The sequence below is a fragment of the Comamonas thiooxydans genome (assembly GCF_000964545.1).
GTDB classification, from domain to species: domain Bacteria; phylum Pseudomonadota; class Gammaproteobacteria; order Burkholderiales; family Burkholderiaceae_C; genus Comamonas; species Comamonas thiooxydans.
Window position 1 is genome coordinate 183728 of sequence record NZ_BBVD01000008.1, and the last position, 19266, is coordinate 202993.

Consider the following 19266-nt stretch of genomic DNA (forward strand, 5'->3'; position numbering starts at 1 on the left):
TCTGAGCTACGCCCCAGCCTGAAAGCAGTAACTGGACAGCGTGGCCGAGTCCATGAAGGCCTCTTCAAAGTAAATGCGGCGGGCCAGGTCCTGCTCGGCCGCCCCCACCACCACCATCAGCGGCAGCAGATGCTCCTCCCGCGGATGGGCCATACGCGCGCCGGGGGCCCGATCCCAATCGGCCAGCCGCTGGCTGCGCGCGGCAGGTGTCATCTGCATCAGCGTCTCGGCCAACCAATCGTCAAACAGCTTGGAAGGCGCCCGCCCCACGGGGCCGAAGCTACGCATATTGTGATAGCTGGAGCCGCTGCCAATGATGAGAACACCCTCGTCACGCAACGGGGCCAGCGCACTGCCCACGGCCAAGTGTTCTGCAGCATTCAGATTGCTGCGCAGGCTGAGCTGAAGCACGGGCACATCGGCCTGCGGATAGATCACAGCCATGGGCACAAACATGCCATGGTCGTAGCCGCGCTGGTCGTCAGCCCGCACGTCCTCTCCAGCCTGCGCCAGCAACTGCTGCACCCTGCCTGCCAGCTCAGACGAGCCGGGCGCACGGTAATGCAGGTTATAGGTGTGCGACGGAAAGCCGCCATAGTCATACAGCATGCCAGGATGGGCGGCACTCTGCACGGTGAAAACCGGCTCCTCCCAATGGGCGGAGATCAGCAACACGGCCCTGGGCCTGCGCGCCAGTTGGCGCGGAATATTGCGCAAGCCCTCTGCCATCTGCGAATGCCAGTCGTGCATCTCGGGCACCCAGGGCCAGGGGCCGGCTCCATGGCAGAGAAAGTACACGGGCATGCGAGCGCCTGCCTCCATCAACCCGGAAACCGCCTGACCGTCCAGGCCTTCACGCTCCTCCATGCCAGACTCTCCCATGCATCAATAGGTCATCAAAAACATAGCCGCCTGCGCTTTTCCCATCAAAACTGGAGACCTAAAGCTCCTCATTCTTAGCAGACATGCATAAAAAAACCTCCTTGCGGAGGTTTTTTGCCAACGATCAGGTCCGAACCGTGCAGCCGCAGACCTGATGCCGCATTGCCGTGATCAGGCAGCGAAGTTGGCTTCGGCGAACTTCCAGTTCACCAGCTTTTCCAGGAAGGTTTCGACAAACTTGGGACGCAGGTTGCGGTAGTCGATGTAGTAAGCGTGTTCCCACACGTCCACGGTCAGCAGCGCCTTGTCGGCGGTGGTCAGGGGGGTACCGGCAGCGCCCATGTTGACGATGTCCACGGAACCGTCGGCCTTCTTCACCAGCCAGGTCCAGCCGGAACCGAAGTTGCCGACAGCGGAAGCCACGAAAGCCTTCTTGAACTCGGCGTAGGAGCCCCACTTCTTGTTGATGGCATCAGCCAGAGCGCCTGTAGGTTCTGCTCCGCCGTTGGGGGTCATGCAGTTCCAGAAGAAAGTGTGGTTCCAGATCTGGGCAGCGTTGTTGTAGATACCGCCGGAAGACTTCTTGACGACTTCTTCCAGATCCATGTTTTCGAATTCAGTGCCCTTTTGCAGGTTGTTCAGGTTCACCACATAGGCGTTATGGTGCTTGCCATGGTGGAATTCCAGAGTTTCCTGGCTGTAACCGAACGGAGCCAGTGCATCGATAGCGTATGGCAGGGGGGGCAGAGTGCGTTCCATGATGGTTTTCCTCGTGGTTGAAATTTTTTGGGGACCGTCCAGTGCCAAGGCGCCTGAGCGGTAACCGCTGTGCCGGCCGGCACATTGCTGTACTACAGACGTCAAGTATTGCACTAACCGAACCATTGTAGAAAGAACTGAGTGGCTGCGCGCCACTCATCAGGACTATTGCGCACGGAGCCAAAAGCATGCGCTCACGGCTTACAGCGCATGAACACTGGCCCCTGTTGCATTGCCTGCGCAGATTGCAAAAGAGTTCTGATGAAGAACCCGGTTAGCGTGCAGGTGTTTTGAGGCCAGCTTGTGGCTGGCGAGCATCAAAGCAGGCGCGGCTGAGTGACCACCACATCCACCGCCCCGTCCGACAACTGAGCCTTCAACGCCGCTCCCGGAACGGCCTGCCTGACCTGGGTCACAGCCCTTCCCTGCTCATCCGTCAGCAAGGCATAGCCGCGCTGCAGCACCAGGCGCGGATCCAGCAGTTGCAAGCGCAGGTCGATACGATCAAGCGCTTGCTTTTGCTGCTCCAGATTGCGCTGGAAGATAATGGGAAAATTGACCTGTAGCGCTTGCTGGTTCTGCGCAATCCGCTGCAACTTCAATAGCATGGAGTGGCGCAGGCGCTGGGCCTGACGGCTGAGCTGCAGCTGGTTGCGCGCCAACTGCTCGCTGGGCCGCCCCAAACGCTGTGCAGCGATATCCAGGCGCTGGGCCTGGCGGTCCAGCACACGCTGCACCGCGTTGTCCATGCGGTCCTGGGCCAGAGCCAGCGCACCCAGCCAGACCTCGCGCGGCTGGGCTGCCAACTCGGCCGCAGCCGTGGGCGTGGGCGCACGCAGGTCGGCGCAAAAGTCGGCAATGGTGAAGTCGGTTTCGTGACCCACGCCGCTGATCAGCGGCACCGGGCTTTGCACAATGGTGCGCGCCAGTTGTTCGTCGTTAAAGGCCCACAGGTCTTCCAGCGAGCCGCCACCGCGCACCAGCAAGATGGTGTCTATCACCGGCTGCCGTGCAGATTCAACACGAAAATCGCCGCTTGCCTCATTTCCCTCTTGCGCCAGGCGATACAGTTTTGATAGCGCCTGCACAAGCGACTGCGGCGCCTGGGGCCCCTGTACCAGGGCAGGAACAATTACCACCGGGATATGCGGCACGCGGCGGCGCAACGCCGTCACCACATCGTGCAAGGCTGCCGCCCCCAGGGAAGTGACCAGGCCAATACCGCGCGGCAAAGGCGGCAGCGGCCTCTTGCGCGCAGGGTCGAACAGTCCCTCTGACTCCAGCCGGGCCTTGAGGCGCAGAAACTGCTCGAACAAGGCCCCCTGTCCGGCTCGCTGCATGCTCTCCACCACCAGTTGCAGATCGCCACGCTGCTCGTAGACGCCTAGACGCCCTCTGACTTCGACCAGCTCGCCATCACGTGGCGAGAAACCGACCTGCTCGGCCGCACGACGGAACATGGCACAGCGAATCTGCCCGCTCGCGTCCTTGAGGTTGAAATAGCAATGCCCGCTGGCAGCGCGCGAAAAGCCACTGAGCTCGCCGCGCACGGCCACCGGATTGAAGCGCGCCTGCAAGGCATCGCCAATGGCGTGGCATAGCGCGCCAACTTCCCACACATGCGGCGTGGCTGCTGAGTTTGGACGTTCAAACATTGAATTCATGCGGTGTCAGCGAGGTCTTACGCGGGCCGGATTCTCCACAGATGTCGGCGTCCAGCCCTGTCGGCGACAAAGCCAGAAAAATCCTAAACAACACATGAAGAACATCATCCATCTTATTGATTTAAAACAACTTATAAGGCTTCACACAGGTGTCAAACTCGTAACAAGCCTTTAAAGCGAAGAAGATAACCGACCGGCATAGCAACTAGATCACAAAGTTATCCACAGATTTCTGTGATATACGCGAAAGCATTCGCAAAGAATCGCAAGCACTTTGTGCCTGCTCTACCGCTCCAAGCTCCGTGCGCTTCAAGCGCTGCCGCACGATCTTGCTGCGCTGGCTCAAGCCTGCCGTACGAGGCCTGTAAAAACGGGTCGCAGCGGCACGGCAGTGGGTCATAATCGTTGGCTGCAATTTCTGAACGACGAGGGAGAGCAACGTTGCTGTCGATCATACAAGCCGCAGGATGGCCTATCTGGCCTTTGATTGCCTGCTCGATTTTGGCCCTGGCCCTGATTTTTGAGCGCTTTGCCTCGCTGAAAGCCAGCAAGGTCGCGCCGACCAATCTGCTCAATGAAGCGATTTCGGTCTCCACCAAGCACCTGCCCAGCGCTGAAACCACCCAGCAACTGGCCCAAAGCTCGGTATTGGGTGAGGTTCTGGCAACTGGTCTGCGTACCCGCCAGGCACATCCCGAAAGCAGCGAGGAAGAGCTGCGCTCGGCCATGGAGGGCGCGGGCCGCGCCGCCGCTCACAAGCTGGAAAAGTATTTGAGCGCCCTGGCCACCATTGCCTCGGCCGCGCCGCTGCTGGGCCTGTTGGGCACGGTGATCGGCATGATCGAGATTTTCGGCTCCCAGCCCGGAGCCAGCTCCGGCGCCGGCAACCCCGCCCAGCTCGCCCATGGCATCTCGATTGCGCTCTACAACACGGCATTCGGCCTGATGGTGGCCATTCCGTCGCTGATCTTCTGGCGCTATTTCCGCGGCCGTGTGGACGGCTATCTGCTGGGCATGGAACTGGCGTCCGAGCAGTTCGTGCGCCATCTGGGTCGCCTCAAGCCTGCCAAGTAAGAAGCGGAACGCATCCATCATGAACTTCCGTCCTCGTCACCGCGATGAGCCCGAGATCAATCTGATTGCCTTCATCGACGTGCTGCTGGTGGTGCTGATCTTTTTGATGCTCTCCACCACTTACAGCAAGTTCACCGAGCTGCAGCTGACCTTGCCCGTGGCCGACACCGAGCAGCAACGCGATCGCCCCAAGGAAATCATCGTCGGCGTCTCCGCTGATGGCCGCTACTCCGTCAACAAGCAAGGCGTGGATGACCGCAGCGTCTCCTCTGTTGCCGCCGCCCTGTCCGGTGCGGCAACGGCGGGCAATGACAGCGTGATCATCATCAGTGCAGATGCCAACTCCCCGCACCAGTCGGTGGTGACCGTCATGGAAGCGGCCCGCCACGCGGGACTGTCGCAGATCACGTTTGCCACCCAGACCTCGGCCAGCGCAGGCAAGGCCAACTAGGAGCCCCTCGGGGAATGGGCAGCACATGAAAAAACGGGCCAGATGGCCCGTTTTTCTTTGCACCCATGCCATTTCTCAGGCCTGGAGACCCAGCACCGTCAGATCCAGCTTGCCGCCAGAAACCGGCGGGCACCAGAAATAGCAGCCCGTCAGCGGCCTGGAAAAGCGGAACAGTCCATCGCTGATGCCGTCATCCATGCCCAGCATGCGGCGCATCTGAGCCTCGAAAGCGTCAAAGCTGCAGCCAAAGGCGGAGAACATCAAGCCGCTGCGATCACTGCCCTGCGGGCTGACACTCCACCAGGGCATGGAGCGTCGCACCACAAAGGCTTCCGGCTCAAAGCTCTCCTGCGCCGTGCGCTTGACATGGGCCGATTCAGGGGCATCGTCCAGCTCCTCGTTGTCGCTGCGGCGACGACCCACGGCATGGTCCTGCTCCGTGGTGCTCATGCCGCCAAAGGCCGAGTAGTCATGTTCCCACTGCTGCAAGGCCCAGTAGCTGCAGCCGTCCATTCCTGGCCCCTGCTCTGCCGCAATGCCGGCTGCCACGGCCTCATCGTCCTCGGGGTTCTCGGTGCCGTCTTCATAACCGGTCAGATCACGGCCGTGACCGTTGTTCGAACGCTGGTGCACAAAGGCATCCACGATGTGATCAAGCTTGAAGACCGGCGCCAGCAAGTTGGTCAGCTTGGCCGTCAGAGCGATCAACTCACCGCGTTGATCGCCGCGCAGCCACAGGCACAGCGCATAAGGTGTGCTGGGTGCTTCGAACTGCGGGCCCTTGAGGTGCGGGAACTCGCGCATCAGCGGCAGTTTCTTGTCCAGCTGCTGCAGCACCTGCAGGCCCAGACCCGCCACTACCTGCTGACCGTCAACACTGGTCTGCAATTTCTTCAGACTGTTCTGCAAATCTGCACCTGCACCGGCCAGGGTAAAGAAAACATAGCGCCCCTGTTCAGGAAGAGACGCCAGAATGCCTGCTTGTGCTTTTGTCATGGGGTTGCCGATTCAATGGTTGGAAAACACATCAAAGTTTAGTAGCGAATCAGCAGCGCCCCGCCAAGCCTTGAGCCGCTTGCCGGATTTGAAAAAATTCAGCCTCAGGCGCAAAAAAGTCGCGACTTTGCCCAAACCACCATTTTTCCGCTGCTAGAATTCATCCCATCGACGACAGGCGCGTAGCTCAGCTGGTTAGAGCACCACCTTGACATGGTGGGGGTCGTTGGTTCGAGTCCAATCGCGCCTACCAAACATCGCAAGCAAAACCAGAGCTTGCAAGCAAGACAGCCCGCTGCAAAGCGGGCTTTTTTGTTTCTGCTCCTCTCTTGGAACGCCGACGCATGGATCACGCCATGCATTGACCTCCGGCCGTCAATGTCGCGCTCTGCGTCGTTTTCACGCTCCGTCAGGGATGCTCGGCTCCACCAGGAGGGCAAGCAGCTGCAGCGACTCCTGCCAGCCCAGATAGCAGGCCTGCTCGGGAATCACGTCGGGAACACCCTCCTGCACCACATGCAGCTCGGTGCCGCAAAACACGGCTTTCAAGTTCACGGTGGTGATCATTTCACCCGGCAGATTCGGGTCCTCGAAGCGGTCGGTATGGCGTATGCGCTGGCCCGGCACCAGCTCCAGAAACTCGCCGCCAAAGCTGTTTTGACTGTTGGCGGAAAAATTGATGAAGCTCATGCGATAGCGGCCGCCCACACGGGCGTCAAATTCATGCACCTGCGCCGCGAAACCATGGGGCGGCAGCCACTTGACCATGGCTTCTGGGGTCGTGAAGGCCCGATAGACGCGTTCGGGCGGAGCTTTGATCACACGGTGCAATCGAATGGTCTGTGGCATGCGAGACTCCTGAGGTAGAGGCCGCAAGCTTAGCTCTCATCACAATGACTGGCTACCCGCTTCTCGAGGATGCGCTCATCAACCGCTGCGTCGAAACAAGCACCACTACAGAAAGCTCCATTGACCGGTGCGGCTCGACATTCACGAAATCCGGTGAAGGATTCGCCGGCTTTAGGCAGATGGCTGTCCATGGCGCGCGATGACGAGGTCGTCATCGATGCCGCCGACATCAACCACGAGGCATCGTCCAATCTGTGGTGCTTTTCTCCGTGCGATGACGAGTCCCTGGGCCTCAGCGCTGCAGCTCTTGTCGATTTCATCAACCAGGTCATGACAGCCAGGCGAGAGAAATTGAGCGGAAATTCATCCATGCTTTTCTATTGCTGGCATGACGCACAGACGAGGCAGCTACGCTTCAGTCTTGTCTCCAGCACACATGGCCGGCTGCCTTTCGGCTGCGCCATTGACCCCTTTGCAGAGCTCGCCGCCATCGCAGAACATATCGTCAAGAAAGACTGGCTCAATGCAGACTGGGGCAAGGCTGGGCCGAACGGCCCTGGTGCAGAAGCAGCCTTGAGCCTGCCCGTGTTCGTTGCCAACCTGTAGCAGCCAAGCCCGGCCTTCAGACTCATCACTGCCCAAGCCAGTCACCGGCCTGAACGCTCCCGCCGCGATTCAGAAGCTGCCCACGGACATAGGGCACGGAACATGGCACACTGTGGCAAACAGCAGCGAGAGCAATGCGGACCGAAGCATCGATTTGCTAGTCGCAAGCTTGTCTCAGCCTCATGAAAACTGCCCCGGGAGTTCGTATGGGCAAAGGCAAACCAGACGCCGCAGTGGCGTTTTCAGCTATCGCATCCCCGCTTGTCGACTCGGCAGTCGAACAGGCCCGGCACATAGCCCGAGAGCCCGCCGCCGAGGGAATTCATCAATTGCGCGTTGCGCTGCGCAACCTGCTGACACTATGGTGGCTCTACCGCCCCCTGATGGGCGCCGAGGAATATGCACGGCAGCGCGGCTGCCTGAAATCGATTGCCGGCGCAGCAGGCAAGGCCCGCGATTACGACATTCTGATCGAGCTGCTAAGCCGTCATGACAAATGCAGTGCAGCCGGCATTGCCGCAATATACGTCGCTCGCGAGGCAGCCTTGCAGGCTGGCAGAGAAATCCTGTCGCCTCCGCATATACAGACATGCCTGCTGAAAACTCTGACACAAACAGAGGCAAGATTGCGCGCCAAGCCTCGCCAGCTGCGATTGGGAGCACTTGCCGAAGCACGGATCGCAAAGTCCAGGCGGCAGTTGCACCAACGCATCAAGCGGGCGATAACAGCGAACAAGCCAGATATCGAAGCATTTCACGATGTCAGAAAAGCTGGCAAGAAAACTCGTTATCTGCTGGAGCTGTTCGAACCTCTGCTGCCCAAAGATCATCACGGTCTGCTCAAACGCCTCAAGAAAATTCAGCAACCTCTCGGAGAGCTGAATGATCTTGCCGCCAGCGAAAGCCTGCTACGCCAGAACCTGCGCCTGATCTCCACACCGGATCAAGCGAAAAAGCTAGAACGCTGGCTCAAGAGAAAACGCAAACGTCGCCAGAGTACTCTGACCTGCTTGCTGCGGCAGGATTGGCAGCCCAAGCGGCCCGGTTAAGGGCCTAATACGGCACCAGTATCAGTCCCACACAGGAGCCAGGCCATCGGGGCTGACTTCTCGCCCATTTCGCTCCAGCGCAGCGATCAGCGCCATGTCTTCGGCATCCAGCTTGAGGTCGCGCGCCAGCAGGTTGCTGGCCAGGTTCTCGCGCTTGGTGGACGACGGAATCACCGCATAGCCCAGCTGCAGCGCCCAGGCCAGGGCCACCTGCGCCACCGTGGCGCTGTGCTTGGCCGCGATCTGCGCCAGCACCGGGTCCTTGAGCACCTTGCCGTAGGCCAGCGTCATGTACGAAGTGACCTGAATGCCCTGCTCCCTGAGGAAGCTCGTCAACTTCCAGCCTTGCAGATAGGGGCTCAGCTCTATCTGGTTGGTGGCGATCTGGTCCCTACCCACAGCGGCGATGGCCTGCTTGGTCAGTTCGATATTGAAGTTGGAGATACCGATCTGGCGGGTCAGGCCCTTGGCCTTGGCCTCGGCCAGCGCCTCCATGTACTCGGACAGCTCCACGCCGTTGCCGGGTGCGGGCCAGTGGATCAGGGTCAGGTCCACATAGTCGGTACGCAGCTTCTTCAGGCTGTCTTGCAGGCTGGGGATCAGCTTGGCGCGGCTGTAGTTATCGGTCCAGATCTTGGTCGTGACGAACAGATCGCCACGTGCCACGCCGCTCTCGGCAATCGCCTGACCGACTTCGGCTTCGTTGCCATAGATCTGAGCCGTGTCGACAGCGCGGTAACCCACATCGAGTGCATTGCGCACGGAATCGATCACGGTCTGACCGGAGAGGCGGAAGGTACCGACGCCGAAGGAAGGAATATGGCTCATGAAATAACTCCTGAATGAGATTGAAGACGGCAGCCAGTCCTGAGCTTGCATGTCTGCTATCAGGCCAGGCTTTTCCGATGCCTGAAGTTTGCCCAACCCATATTTGTAGATTAAGCCCTGTATTTCACAAATTCTTTTGAAATAAAATCAAATATAAAACTCGAATCTTGCGCCAGCAGTGACCAGTCTTCATCATCTTTGATAGCAACACATGCCCCACCAGACATGGCTGCCATGCCCGCCGCGGGAATGCTGGCTTGGGTGCCATCGGCAATCACCAACAGTCGTTCCACCGAAGTGAATTCGGCAATGCGCCGGTGACCAGGGCGAACAGAGCCACAGACGAGCTCCCAGGGCGGTGCACTCGGTTGATATTTGCAGATCAAGCCTGGCATCTCCTCAATTTTCTTGAACTGAATTCAACAATGAAGACCACGCTCGATGAATTGCAGGCCTTTGTGGCCGTCGTGGACACGGGGTCCATCACCGCAGCTTCGGAGCTGCTGGGCCTGACAATTTCGGCTACCAGCCGCACGCTGGGGCGTCTGGAAGAAAAGCTGCAGACCACGCTGCTGCGCCGCACCACCAGACGTCTGGAACTCACCGAGGAAGGCGCCACCTTCTTGCAGCATGCCCGTGCCATTCTTGCATCGGTGGACGAAGCGGAGGAGCTGATGGCGGCGCGGCGCATGCGGCCGGCGGGAAGATTGCGTGTCGATGCAGCCACCCCTTTCATGCTGCATGTGCTGGTGCCGCTGATTGAAGGATTTCGTACGCGCTACCCCGAGGTGGAGCTGGAGCTGAACTCCAACGAAGGCATCATCGACCTGCTCGAAAGGCGTACCGACGTGGCATTTCGCATCGGCGTGCTCAAGGACTCCACGCTGCACGCCCGCCCTGTGGGCATCAGTCGCATTCGCGTGCTGGCCAGCCCGGCCTATCTCAAGCGCCACGGCATGCCGGCCAGTCCGACACAGCTCGCCCAGCACAGCCTGCTGGGCTTTACCCAGCCCGAGTCGCTCAACGACTGGCCGCTGCGCGACGCCGACGGCAACGCCGTGCGCATTCGCCCGGACATTGCCTCCTCCAGTGGCGAGACACTCCGGCAAATGGCGCTGGCCGGCCTGGGCATAGTCTGCCTGTCGGACTTCATGACCCGCGCAGACCGCGAGCAAGGAAATCTGGTGCAGCTGTTCGGCAAGCAGACACTGGACATCTGCCAGCCCGTCAATGCGGTCTACTATCGAAACACCGCACTGGCGGCGCGCATCACCTGCTTTGTGGACCATGTGGTGGAAACGCTGGGCAGCCGTCCCTTCGGAACCTGAGCGGCGCAAGCCGGCGAATCAAAGACGATGGCGGCTGTCATACCTGTGTCGCGATGACGCTGCGCAATGGGCCTGCAGCGCAGCACTTGCAGCGAGACTGTACCGCCGCAGCCCCGGCACGGGCTGCGCTGCTTTTGACTTGAACGCCGTGACTGAACGGTTTGCTTAGGGAGGTGCATGTGATCAGCATTTTGGGCATCGTTCTTTCACTCGGTCTGCTCATCACTTTGGCCTATCGCGGCGTCAGCGTGCTGCTGCTGGCACCACTGACAGCCCTGCTGGCCGTGGCCTTCGGTGCACCGGAGCTGATGCTGGCCAGCTACACCCAGATCTTCATGCTCAGCCTTGGCGGCTTTGTCATCGCCTACTTTCCGCTGTTCTTGCTGGGCGCAGTCTTCGGCAAGCTGATGGAAGCCTCGGGGGCAGCTCACATCATTGCCCAGGGCATTGCGGCAGCACTGGGCGAGCGGCGCGCCATACTCGCCGTGGTGCTGGCCTGCGCCGTTCTCACCTACGGCGGTGTTTCCCTGTTTGTCGTGGCCTTTGCGGTGTACCCCATCGCCCAGGCGCTTTTCCGGCGTGCCGACATCCCGCGCCGCCTCATGCCGGCCACGATTGCGCTGGGAGCCTTTACCTTCACCATGACGGCGCTGCCCGGCACGCCGGCCATCCAGAACGCGATTCCCATGCCCTATTTCGGCACCACACCGTTTGCCGCGCCGGGACTGGGCCTGATCGCCGCAGCCGTGATGCTGATGCTCGGCCTGTGGTGGCTGCACTGGCGCAGCGCGCAGGCGCGCGCCAGAGGCGAAGGCTTTACCGCCGAGGATGAAGCCCAGCAGCCGGCGGACGAACCTGCTCCAGAAGCAGAGGCCGCCCCCAGCCATCTGGAGCTGGGCAAGGCCTTGCTGCCTGTTGCCGTGGTGATCGCTCTGAACTATCTTTTATCGGTGCATGTGCTTGCAGGTCTGGACACGCGCTATCTGGCCGAAGCCCGTTTCGGCGCCACCAGCATCGAGGCGCTGCGCGGCATCTGGGCCGTGATTGCGGCCCTGACCGCGGCAATCTGCCTGCTGGTTGCCTTGTGGTGGGGCCGCCTGCCACAGCTCAAGCAACTGCTCGACGAAGGCGCCAGCGCCTCGGCCCTGCCGCTGCTGAACACGGCCTCCCAGGTCGGTTATGGAGCGGTCATCGCCTCGCTGGCAGGATTCACGCTGATACGCGATGCGGTGCTGAACATCTACCCGGACAACCCGCTGATCTCGATGTCGATCGCCATCAATGTTCTGGCCGGCATCACCGGCTCGGCCTCGGGCGGCATGAGCATTGCCCTGCAGACCCTGGGCAGCACCTGGCTGCAGATGGGCGAGGCTGCAGGCCTGTCGCCCCAGTTGCTGCACCGCGTCACGGCCGTCGCCACGGGCGGGCTGGACACCTTGCCGCACAACGGCGCCGTCATCACCCTGCTGGGCATCTGCCGGCTCACACATCGCCAGTCCTATCTGGACATTGCCATGGTGGCCATCGTCCCGGCCGTCGCTGCCCTTGCCGTCATCGTGGCGCTGGGCAGCCTGTTTGGCAGCTTCTGACCTCAGGCTCCCGGGATAAGGACCCAGGTATTTGCGCATCACGCAGGCCCGCTGGCGGCGGGAACTCCGGCCGCGCCCGTATGATCCCAACCCCTATGCCTCAAAACACCGTCCAAGCATCCTCCTCGCAACATGGCTTGCGCGCTCTCTGGCGCCAGCGTGGAGCGGGTGCCTGGCTGCTGTGGCCGCTATCGCTGCTCTATGGAGTGCTGCAGGCCTGGAACGCCAGGCGCATGCTCGGCCGCCAGCAAAGCACGGGTCTGCCAGTCATCGTCGTCGGCAATGTGATTGCGGGCGGCGCGGGCAAGACCCCCGTGACTCAGGCCGTGGTGGCCCACCTCAAGGCCAGGGGCTGGCAGCCGGCCATCATCTCGCGCGGCTATGGCCGCAGCATAGAGAGCGGGCAGGATTGCCGTGAGGCTCTGCCGGACAGCCCCGCCAGCGAGGTCGGCGACGAGCCCGCCCTGCTTGCGCGCAGCACCGGCGTGCCGGTCTTTGTCGCCTCCAGGCGCCTGGAGGCGGCGCAAGCGCTGCGCCAGCGCTACCCGCAGGTCGACGTGATCGTGAGCGACGACGGCCTGCAACATCTGGCTCTGGCACGCGATGTGGAGCTGTGCGTCTTCAATGATGAAGGAGTCGGAAACGGCTTTCTGCTGCCCGCAGGCCCGTTGCGCGAGCCCTGGCCTCGCCCGGTGACGGCCACACTGCATGCCGGCCAGCCGCCCCGGCCACCGGGCTCTTCACCGGCGTTCGCGCTGCAGCGCAGCCTGGCCGACACCGCCCACAACGGCCATGGCCAGAGCATCCCGCTGCGCAGTCTGGCCGCTCAGAGCCCGGAGGCCGTGGCCGCCGTGGCACGCCCCGAGTCCTTTTTTGCCATGCTGGCCGCCCAGGGCATCACTCCGGCAGCAACCCAGGCCCTGCCCGATCACTATGATTTCGAGAGCTTCTCGCGCACGCTGGAAAATGACAAACCCTTGATTTGCACCGAAAAAGATGCCGTCAAGCTCTGGCGCACCCATCCTGAAGCCTGGGCCGTGCCCCTCAAGCTGCAGCTGCCGCAGGCCTTCTGGGAGCTGCTGGATGCGCAGCTGGCCAAGGCCAACGCCAATATTCGCCGCGATGGCAAGCCAGCCTGACTATCATTGAGCCTATGGATCAACGACGTTTGATCACCTCTTTTTGCAGCGCCAGCTCACTGCTGGCGCCCTCATCCCGTTTTGCAGGAATACTCCATGGACGCCAAACTTCTCGAACTGCTGGTCTGCCCCGTCACCAAGGGCCCGCTGCGCTTTGACCGCGAGCATCAGGAGCTGATCAGCCACAGCGCGCGTCTGGCCTATCCCGTGCGCGACGGCATCCCGGTGCTGCTGGAAAACGAAGCCCGCACCCTGTCCGACGACGAGCTGGAAGAAGAAAAGCAATAAGCCATGAGCTATACGGTACTGATCCCGGCCCGCCTGTCCTCGACCCGTCTGCCCGGCAAGCCCCTGGCCGATATTGCCGGCCTGCCCATGGTGGTGCGCGTGGCCCAGCGCGCGGCTCTGGCCGGCGCAGCCCGCTGCGTGGTGGCGGCCGACGACGAGAGCATCGTGGCGGCCTGCGCCCAGCATGGCGTCCAGGCCATCCTGACCCGCAAGGATCATCCAAGCGGCAGCGACCGTCTGGCCGAAGCCTGTGCGCAACTGGGCCTGTCCGGTGACGATGTGGTCGTCAATGTGCAGGGCGACGAGCCGCTGATCGACCCCAAGCTGATCGAGGCTGTGGCGCAACTGCTGCTGGCACGTCCTGAAGCCAGCATGGGCACGGCAGCTCATCCTATTGATAGCCTGACGGATTACCGCAACCCGAACGTGGTGAAGGTGGTCTGTGACGCCAAGGGTCTGGCCAGCTATTTCAGCCGCGCACCCATCCCCTGCTCACGCGACCACGGCGATGAAGCCTGGTGGCAGACGGCGGCCCCCAGGGCCGGTCACACAGGTTTCACACCGCTGCGCCATATTGGCATCTACAGCTACAAGGCCGGTTTTCTGCGCGAATTCCCGCAACTGGCACCCGCGCCGACCGAAGCCATGGAGCAGCTGGAGCAGCTGCGCGCCCTCTGGCACGGCCACCGCATTGCCGTGCATATCACGCCCGATGCACCGGGTGCCGGCGTTGACACGCCCGAAGACCTGGAGCGTGTGCGCGCTGTTTTTGCTGGTTGAAAAAAGACCTGCGCACTTTGGCGACACCGGTCCGCAGGCTGTCTTCATCCGGGGCCGCTCACGCATCAAGCCGGCAGCTGCCCAGTCCGCGCGCGCAGTCCCAAAGGGCCCTGGGCCAGTCCAGGAAAGCGCTGATCGCTATACTTTCCGCATAGTCCGAATAGCATATGTAAGGGCTTCGGCACCTGGATTACAACTACAGCAATCGCGTTTGCAGCGGATACATGCCTTCAATTGGCCGCACTTGTGACAGCCTTGACTGAATTGTGTAAGCCTGTGTTGGTCTTGTGCGTGCTATCCTTGCCCGCGAAAAAATACGGCCCGGGGACTACGGACGACCACCCGTCTGCCTGGGCCAGCAAGAATTTCTACTCTCCTCAAGGATTTCCATGAAACTGATTTTGTTGGGTGCACCCGGCGCCGGCAAAGGCACTCAGGCGGCCTTTATTTGCCAAAAGTACGGTATCCCTCAAATCTCCACGGGCGACATGCTGCGCGCCGCCGTCAAGGCTGGCACCCCTCTGGGTCTGCAAGCCAAGGCCGTGATGGACGCCGGCCAGCTGGTCAGCGACGATCTGATCATCAACCTGGTCAAGGAACGCATTGCTCAGCCCGACTGCGCCAAGGGCTTCCTGTTTGACGGCTTCCCCCGCACCATCCCCCAGGCCGATGCCATGAAGGCCGCTGGCGTGAAGCTGGACTATGTGCTGGAAATCGATGTGCCCTTCGACGCCATCATCGAACGCATGAGCGGCCGCCGCAGCCACCCCGCCTCGGGCCGCACCTACCACGTCAAGTTCAACCCTCCCAAGGTGGAAGGCAAGGACGATGTGACCGGTGAAGATCTGGTGCAGCGCGAAGACGACAAGGAAGAAACCGTCAAGAAGCGCCTGGACGTCTACAGCAACCAGACCCGTCCTCTGGTGGACTACTACAGCAACTGGGCCAAGGCCGACGCAGCAGCGGCCCCCAAGTACCGTGCCATCAGCGGCACAGGTAGCGTTGAAGAGATCACCGAACGCGCTCTGGCCGCTCTGGCTTCCTGATCGCCCTGATCACTCGCTCATGGAGCCTTGCCGACCTTTGTCGGTCGGGCATCTCTGGGCAAAAAGGCCGGTGTCTTCACCGGCCTTTTTTGTTCTCAAACCTCAAGCTCCCTTCCGTTAGGCCGGAATCCATCCGATGCGGGCAAACTGCACCGAGGTGGAGTTGGCGCCATCAATATTCATAGCTATTTGCGCTCATAATCATTAGTTTTTAGATAAAAAACATCATAGATTCTAGGTAGTACGAAGGATAGAAGCTCTCAGAATAAGAGCATCAACCCAATGCGCAAGGCCAGCCCATCAGCTCCAGCATCAGGCTGATTCTGGCCTTGGCCGCCGGCAGGCTGCTCACATGGCCATCCCCCGCTCTCTCAGCCTGCACCACCTGCCCCTCCTCGCACCGGGTCGTGATGCGCAAAGCCATGCCTTGCGCCTGCGCCCAGTCCAGGGCTGCCCCCAATGCCTGATGGACCGTGCCATTTCCCGTGCCCACCACCACCACGGCACGCACGCCTGCCGCATACCAGGCCTGTATCACCGCCAGCGCCACGGCACTGTTGCAGCCCGCATGGCTGTGCAGCAACTCCACCTGGGGCCATTGACCTGCGGGCGGTAAAGCGATTGCAGGCAAGCCAGCCGCAGCAGCCCTAGGCAGCCCGCCCGTTGCCCAGCGCACCCGTCCCTCTTCCACCCAGCCCTGCGGGCCGGTGCCACTGCCATCAAAGGCATCCACACGGTAAGGATGCACCTTGCGCACCTGGCGCGCACTGAACACCCGGCCCGCCACCACGGCAAGCACACCGCGGCCAGCAGCTTGCGTATCGGCCGCACAGGCCACGGCATCGCGCAGATTGCCGGGGCCATCGGCCGAGATGGCTGTGGCCGGGCGCATGGCACAGGTCAGCACCACGGGCTTTGCCGGGCGCAGAACACATTGCAGAAACCAGGCGGTTTCCTCCAGCGTGTCCGTGCCGTGGGTAATGACGATGCCGCTCACATCATCACGCGCGAGCAACTCGGCACATCGCAGCGCGAGTGCATGCCAGGTCGCGTGATCCATATCCTTGCTGTCCAGCTGCGCCAGCTGCTCCGTCTGCAGCGACGCAGCAGCAATGCGTTCCAGGTTCGGCACGGCCTGCAGCAGCTGGGCCACGCCCAACTGGGCCGCACGGTAGCCCACACTGGTGCCAGCCTGCTCGGCGACACCGGCAATCGTGCCACCGGTGCCCAGGATGACGATATTTTTGTCACGTTCCACTTGCAGTCCTCTTCAAACTGATTAAAAATACAGGTACTGGATGAACACACAGTATTCATCATCGATCGATCAAGGAATGCCCATGGACCACCCCAAGCTCACTCCCCGCCAGCAGCAGATTCTGGACCTCATCCAGTCCAGCATCGCTCGCACGGGTGCGCCCCCTACCCGGGCCGAGATTGCCAGCACCTTCGGCTTCAAGTCGGCCAATGCTGCAGAAGAGCATTTGCAGGCACTGGCCCGCAAGGGCGTCATAGATCTGGTCAGCGGCACATCGCGCGGCATTCGCCTGCGCGCCGATACCGTGCGCACCATCAATGCGGCACGCGGCACCAGCTTTGCGCTGCCGCTCACGGCCCTGGCCCCACTGGTGCTTCCCCTGGTCGGCCGCGTCGCTGCCGGCTCGCCTATTCTGGCCCAGGAACATATCGATCAGAGCTATTCGGTCGAGCCCAGCCTGTTTGCCGCCAAGCCTGATTACCTGCTCAAGGTCCGCGGCATGTCCATGCGTGACGCGGGCATCATGGACGGCGACCTGCTGGCGGTACAGGCTACGCATGAAGCGCGCAACGGCCAGATTGTGGTGGCCCGCCTCGGTGACGACGTGACCGTCAAGCGCTTCAAGCGCACGCCTCAGGGCATCGAGCTGCTGCCCGAGAACCCCGACTACAAGATCATTCACGTCGATCCTGAAGAGCCATTCGCCATCGAAGGCCTGGCCGTAGGCCTTATCCGCAACAGCATGTTCATGTAACGGGCAAACGGCGTCCCTCCGCCCATGCAGCGGAGGCACCGAGCCTCTTTCCCTATCAAGCCCAGGTGGTAGGCGCGAAGCCGTTGAGCTTCGCCCTGGGCGGAGCTTTGCCTGAAGAACGCAATCCTGCCTTTATCCATGCCGCAAGGTCATCAAAGGAGTTGCCAAATGGGATTCGCCACATCACTGCAGTCTTTGACACGCCGGACCCTGAAAAGCCTGTCGCCCATGCAATCTTTCCCCCCGGACTTGCATTGCGGCGAGGACGGCGCAGCCGCCACGCAGCCTGCTTCCCTCAATGCCCGTGGGCCGAAGGCGACGCGGATCGGCATTCCTTTCATGCGCGCCAACCGCAGCTGCGGCCGTCTCGCCGGCCATGCGCTTCGCATTCAGTCCGTTGCAGCCGCCCAGCTACATGTGCCGATGACCGCCGAACCTGCGCAGGTCGGCGCTCCGCGACTGCTCAAGATCGTGCAGCGTGAGCCGCACAGTCAGCCCGAATGCCTGTTGATCTCGGGCCGCATGGCCGATGTCTGCGCAGCGCTGGAGCGTATGGCACTCCATGAGCAAACAGCCCCGCAAGTCTGAAAGCACAGTGAGGTTTGACGGCCTGCACTTATGCGGCCCCGAGCCCGACCCGCAATAGGCCTGCAGGCGGAGCAACAAAGCTTCCATATGCATCCAACAGGAAGCCATTTCAGCGCTCTTGGCCCATTGGCTGGCAGATATGACGCCAGACGACTCTGCCAGCAGTGCATAGGCGAAAAACTCGATATCGCCAAAGCAGACCCTCTGCCTTGGCGCCGAACGATCTGGATCGCCATGTAAATTTTTTACTGATGCTCTGCAGGGGCCTGTCCGCCGAAACGCATTTCGCACAAGCCTCGCAGCCTTCTAAACTCCTTGTCAGGCGCGAATATGCGTCAGAGCGGATACCCGGATCAGGGTATTGCGGCACCTCTTCGACAGTGGAAACATTCATATACACATGTCAACGAGGGCGTCTTATGAGTGCCTACCGCAAGCTCTTGCAGCACATACAGGCCAAAGACGCCAATGGGAACCTGCGCCTGATTCTGGTCTATCAGAGCTTTGATGAGGTCGACATGCCGCATGGCGTCTCCATACGCCCGTCTGCCATTTACTTTGAAACTGCCGATCACCAGGAGGTCAACTGGCTCAATCCACAGCAGTTCGAGATAGAGGCCACTGGCGAAATCCTCAATCGCGTTCCCCCTTCGCCCGAGGAATGAAACAACTCGACGCGATCGACCCCGTTACAGAGTCTTACCTCCTGTCTACAACTCTGCTGCATTCAAGAACTAGGCATTGCGCGGCTCGAAATATTGGAATAAATTGATCCTGAGGCACATCTTCCGGCATCAGGAGGCTGAACATGTTCAAGCACCTGCTCATTCCCACCGATGGCACCAAACTGTCAGAGGCTGCCGTGCGTGCTGGCGTTCTGCTTGCGCGTGAACAAGGCGCCAAGGTGACCGGCCTTTATGTCATGCCCGATTACCGCGCCATCATCTACGGCGCGGACGCACTGCTGACTTACAACAGCGCAGAGTTCGAGCGAAGTGCCAACAGCGATGCAGATGCAGCTTTGCAGTTCGTTGACCAGATTGCCAGACCTGAAGGCGTACCCTGCAACTTTGTGCGAGTCACCCACGCCTCTGTTTACCAAGCCATTGTTCAGCAGGCGCAGGAATTGCAGTGCGACCTGATTTGCATGGCCTCACACGGTCGCAAAGGTATCGGCGGAATTTTGCTGGGCAGCGAAACCCAGCGCGTTCTGACGCACAGCCATGTCCCGGTGCTGGTACACCGGCCCGCCTCCACCGGCAAACATTAAGGAGCCAGAAATATCGAATAGCAGTCCTGCATGTCGCACGCTTGCCTCGATACAAGATGAGCAAGCGA

Annotated in this window: 22 protein-coding genes and 1 tRNA gene; 15 read left to right on the forward strand and 8 right to left on the reverse strand. The window is 61.1% G+C overall.

What is annotated here, in order from left to right:
- Nucleotides 1-6 precede the first annotated feature (6 nt).
- The 3 genes from Cth01_RS14240 to xseA all read right to left on the reverse strand — a co-directional run bounded on the left by Cth01_RS14240 (nt 7) and on the right by xseA (nt 3296).
- Nucleotides 7-867 carry a DODA-type extradiol aromatic ring-opening family dioxygenase gene (locus tag Cth01_RS14240; protein WP_082085670.1) on the reverse strand — a complete coding sequence of 287 codons (861 nt, stop codon included), beginning with the start codon at nt 865-867 and terminating at the stop codon, nt 7-9.
- 186 nt (nt 868-1053) lie between these two features.
- Nucleotides 1054-1641: a superoxide dismutase gene (locus tag Cth01_RS14245; protein ID WP_034358261.1), complete on the reverse strand. Its 588-nt coding sequence runs from the start codon at nt 1639-1641 to the stop codon at nt 1054-1056.
- Nucleotides 1642-1958: 317 nt separating this feature from the next.
- A complete protein-coding gene (gene xseA, locus Cth01_RS14250; protein WP_139032073.1) occupies nt 1959-3296 on the reverse strand; it encodes an exodeoxyribonuclease VII large subunit in 1338 nt (445 codons plus the stop codon).
- A gap of 450 nt (nt 3297-3746) precedes the next feature.
- On the opposite strand from xseA, the gene Cth01_RS14255 reads away from it, so the two are divergent.
- Together Cth01_RS14255 and Cth01_RS14260 are read left to right on the forward strand one after the other, a co-directional pair.
- Nucleotides 3747-4379: a MotA/TolQ/ExbB proton channel family protein gene (locus tag Cth01_RS14255; protein ID WP_034358265.1), complete on the forward strand. Its 633-nt coding sequence runs from the start codon at nt 3747-3749 to the stop codon at nt 4377-4379.
- Nucleotides 4380-4398: 19 nt separating this feature from the next.
- The gene (locus Cth01_RS14260; protein WP_045839514.1) at nt 4399-4830 is read left to right on the forward strand and encodes an ExbD/TolR family protein; all 432 of its coding nucleotides are present in this window, start codon (nt 4399-4401) and stop codon (nt 4828-4830) included.
- Between the two features lie 75 nt (nt 4831-4905).
- On the opposite strand, the gene Cth01_RS14265 is transcribed toward Cth01_RS14260, so the two are convergent.
- A complete protein-coding gene (locus Cth01_RS14265; protein WP_045839515.1) occupies nt 4906-5826 on the reverse strand; it encodes a Dyp-type peroxidase in 921 nt (306 codons plus the stop codon).
- 176 nt (nt 5827-6002) lie between these two features.
- Here Cth01_RS14265 and Cth01_RS14270 point away from each other — a divergent pair.
- A tRNA-Val gene (locus tag Cth01_RS14270) sits at nt 6003-6079 on the forward strand.
- A 146-nt stretch (nt 6080-6225) separates the two neighbouring features.
- On the opposite strand, the gene Cth01_RS14275 is transcribed toward Cth01_RS14270, so the two are convergent.
- A complete protein-coding gene (locus tag Cth01_RS14275) occupies nt 6226-6675 on the reverse strand; it encodes an SRPBCC family protein (protein WP_034358272.1) in 450 nt (149 codons plus the stop codon).
- A 189-nt stretch (nt 6676-6864) separates the two neighbouring features.
- Here Cth01_RS14275 and Cth01_RS14280 point away from each other — a divergent pair, with 189 nt between their 5' ends.
- Both Cth01_RS14280 and Cth01_RS14285 read left to right on the forward strand, forming a co-directional pair.
- Nucleotides 6865-7281: a hypothetical protein gene (locus tag Cth01_RS14280; RefSeq protein ID WP_045839516.1), complete on the forward strand. Its 417-nt coding sequence runs from the start codon at nt 6865-6867 to the stop codon at nt 7279-7281.
- A gap of 206 nt (nt 7282-7487) precedes the next feature.
- Nucleotides 7488-8330, forward strand: coding sequence for a CHAD domain-containing protein (locus tag Cth01_RS14285; protein ID WP_045839517.1), 843 nt, complete (start codon nt 7488-7490; stop codon nt 8328-8330).
- A 21-nt stretch (nt 8331-8351) separates the two neighbouring features.
- Here Cth01_RS14285 and dkgB read toward each other — a convergent pair whose 3' ends face one another.
- Together dkgB and Cth01_RS14295 are read right to left on the reverse strand one after the other, a co-directional pair.
- A complete protein-coding gene (gene dkgB, locus Cth01_RS14290; RefSeq protein ID WP_034379506.1) occupies nt 8352-9158 on the reverse strand; it encodes a 2,5-didehydrogluconate reductase DkgB in 807 nt (268 codons plus the stop codon).
- A gap of 110 nt (nt 9159-9268) precedes the next feature.
- Nucleotides 9269-9553 (reverse strand): hypothetical protein, encoded by a 285-nt coding sequence (locus Cth01_RS14295; protein WP_139032074.1) that lies wholly within the window; start codon nt 9551-9553, stop codon nt 9269-9271.
- Between the two features lie 30 nt (nt 9554-9583).
- Between Cth01_RS14295 and Cth01_RS14300 the strand changes: the two genes are divergently transcribed.
- From Cth01_RS14300 to adk, 6 genes are all read left to right on the forward strand, one after another.
- Nucleotides 9584-10486: a LysR family transcriptional regulator gene (locus Cth01_RS14300; protein WP_045839518.1), complete on the forward strand. Its 903-nt coding sequence runs from the start codon at nt 9584-9586 to the stop codon at nt 10484-10486.
- Between the two features lie 179 nt (nt 10487-10665).
- Complete coding sequence (locus tag Cth01_RS14305; protein WP_034379530.1) at nt 10666-12075, forward strand: GntP family permease; 1410 nt, start codon at nt 10666-10668, stop codon at nt 12073-12075.
- Between the two features lie 95 nt (nt 12076-12170).
- Complete coding sequence (lpxK, locus tag Cth01_RS14310; RefSeq protein WP_034379510.1) at nt 12171-13214, forward strand: tetraacyldisaccharide 4'-kinase; 1044 nt, start codon at nt 12171-12173, stop codon at nt 13212-13214.
- Between the two features lie 96 nt (nt 13215-13310).
- Nucleotides 13311-13502, forward strand: coding sequence for a Trm112 family protein (locus tag Cth01_RS14315; protein ID WP_003054006.1), 192 nt, complete (start codon nt 13311-13313; stop codon nt 13500-13502).
- A gap of 3 nt (nt 13503-13505) precedes the next feature.
- Nucleotides 13506-14282, forward strand: a complete 777-nt coding sequence (kdsB, locus tag Cth01_RS14320) for a 3-deoxy-manno-octulosonate cytidylyltransferase (RefSeq protein ID WP_034379512.1) — start codon at nt 13506-13508, stop codon at nt 14280-14282.
- A 389-nt stretch (nt 14283-14671) separates the two neighbouring features.
- Nucleotides 14672-15328, forward strand: a complete 657-nt coding sequence (gene adk, locus Cth01_RS14325; RefSeq protein ID WP_003054002.1) for an adenylate kinase — start codon at nt 14672-14674, stop codon at nt 15326-15328.
- Between the two features lie 274 nt (nt 15329-15602).
- Here adk and Cth01_RS14330 read toward each other — a convergent pair whose 3' ends face one another.
- On the reverse strand, nt 15603-16586 hold the full coding sequence (locus Cth01_RS14330) for an asparaginase (RefSeq protein ID WP_045839519.1): 984 nt from the start codon (nt 16584-16586) through the stop codon (nt 15603-15605).
- An 82-nt stretch (nt 16587-16668) separates the two neighbouring features.
- On the opposite strand from Cth01_RS14330, the gene lexA reads away from it, so the two are divergent.
- The 4 genes from lexA (at nt 16669) to Cth01_RS14350 (ending at nt 19198) form a co-directional block, all read left to right on the forward strand.
- The gene (lexA, locus tag Cth01_RS14335) at nt 16669-17340 is read left to right on the forward strand and encodes a transcriptional repressor LexA (RefSeq protein ID WP_034358608.1); all 672 of its coding nucleotides are present in this window, start codon (nt 16669-16671) and stop codon (nt 17338-17340) included.
- 228 nt (nt 17341-17568) lie between these two features.
- A complete protein-coding gene (locus tag Cth01_RS14340; protein ID WP_233425176.1) occupies nt 17569-17928 on the forward strand; it encodes a hypothetical protein in 360 nt (119 codons plus the stop codon).
- 419 nt (nt 17929-18347) lie between these two features.
- Nucleotides 18348-18593 carry a hypothetical protein gene (locus Cth01_RS14345; protein WP_034358289.1) on the forward strand — a complete coding sequence of 82 codons (246 nt, stop codon included), beginning with the start codon at nt 18348-18350 and terminating at the stop codon, nt 18591-18593.
- Between the two features lie 143 nt (nt 18594-18736).
- A complete protein-coding gene (locus Cth01_RS14350) occupies nt 18737-19198 on the forward strand; it encodes a universal stress protein (protein ID WP_045839521.1) in 462 nt (153 codons plus the stop codon).
- The last annotated feature ends 68 nt before the right edge of the window (nt 19199-19266 follow it).

What these genes read in the sequence shown, in the direction of transcription:
- Cth01_RS14265 (WP_045839515.1), bottom strand. Translation starts at nt 5,826, where the DNA reads ATGACAAAAGCACAAGCAGGCATTCTGGCGTCTCTTCCTGAACAGGGG.
- xseA (WP_139032073.1), bottom strand. Translation starts at nt 3,296, where the DNA reads ATGTTTGAACGTCCAAACTCAGCAGCCACGCCGCATGTGTGGGAAGTT.
- lpxK (WP_034379510.1), top strand. Translation starts at nt 12,171, where the DNA reads ATGCCTCAAAACACCGTCCAAGCATCCTCCTCGCAACATGGCTTGCGC.
- dkgB (WP_034379506.1), bottom strand. Translation starts at nt 9,158, where the DNA reads ATGAGCCATATTCCTTCCTTCGGCGTCGGTACCTTCCGCCTCTCCGGT.
- Cth01_RS14350 (WP_045839521.1), top strand. Translation starts at nt 18,737, where the DNA reads ATGTTCAAGCACCTGCTCATTCCCACCGATGGCACCAAACTGTCAGAG.
- Cth01_RS14245 (WP_034358261.1), bottom strand. Translation starts at nt 1,641, where the DNA reads ATGGAACGCACTCTGCCCCCCCTGCCATACGCTATCGATGCACTGGCT.
- Cth01_RS14340 (WP_233425176.1), top strand. Translation starts at nt 17,569, where the DNA reads ATGCAATCTTTCCCCCCGGACTTGCATTGCGGCGAGGACGGCGCAGCC.
- Cth01_RS14300 (WP_045839518.1), top strand. Translation starts at nt 9,584, where the DNA reads ATGAAGACCACGCTCGATGAATTGCAGGCCTTTGTGGCCGTCGTGGAC.
- lexA (WP_034358608.1), top strand. Translation starts at nt 16,669, where the DNA reads ATGGACCACCCCAAGCTCACTCCCCGCCAGCAGCAGATTCTGGACCTC.
- kdsB (WP_034379512.1), top strand. Translation starts at nt 13,506, where the DNA reads ATGAGCTATACGGTACTGATCCCGGCCCGCCTGTCCTCGACCCGTCTG.
- Cth01_RS14275 (WP_034358272.1), bottom strand. Translation starts at nt 6,675, where the DNA reads ATGCCACAGACCATTCGATTGCACCGTGTGATCAAAGCTCCGCCCGAA.
- Cth01_RS14295 (WP_139032074.1), bottom strand. Translation starts at nt 9,553, where the DNA reads ATGCCAGGCTTGATCTGCAAATATCAACCGAGTGCACCGCCCTGGGAG.
- Cth01_RS14315 (WP_003054006.1), top strand. Translation starts at nt 13,311, where the DNA reads ATGGACGCCAAACTTCTCGAACTGCTGGTCTGCCCCGTCACCAAGGGC.
- Cth01_RS14260 (WP_045839514.1), top strand. Translation starts at nt 4,399, where the DNA reads ATGAACTTCCGTCCTCGTCACCGCGATGAGCCCGAGATCAATCTGATT.
- adk (WP_003054002.1), top strand. Translation starts at nt 14,672, where the DNA reads ATGAAACTGATTTTGTTGGGTGCACCCGGCGCCGGCAAAGGCACTCAG.
- Cth01_RS14285 (WP_045839517.1), top strand. Translation starts at nt 7,488, where the DNA reads ATGGGCAAAGGCAAACCAGACGCCGCAGTGGCGTTTTCAGCTATCGCA.
- Cth01_RS14280 (WP_045839516.1), top strand. Translation starts at nt 6,865, where the DNA reads ATGGCGCGCGATGACGAGGTCGTCATCGATGCCGCCGACATCAACCAC.
- Cth01_RS14345 (WP_034358289.1), top strand. Translation starts at nt 18,348, where the DNA reads ATGAGTGCCTACCGCAAGCTCTTGCAGCACATACAGGCCAAAGACGCC.
- Cth01_RS14240 (WP_082085670.1), bottom strand. Translation starts at nt 867, where the DNA reads ATGGAGGAGCGTGAAGGCCTGGACGGTCAGGCGGTTTCCGGGTTGATG.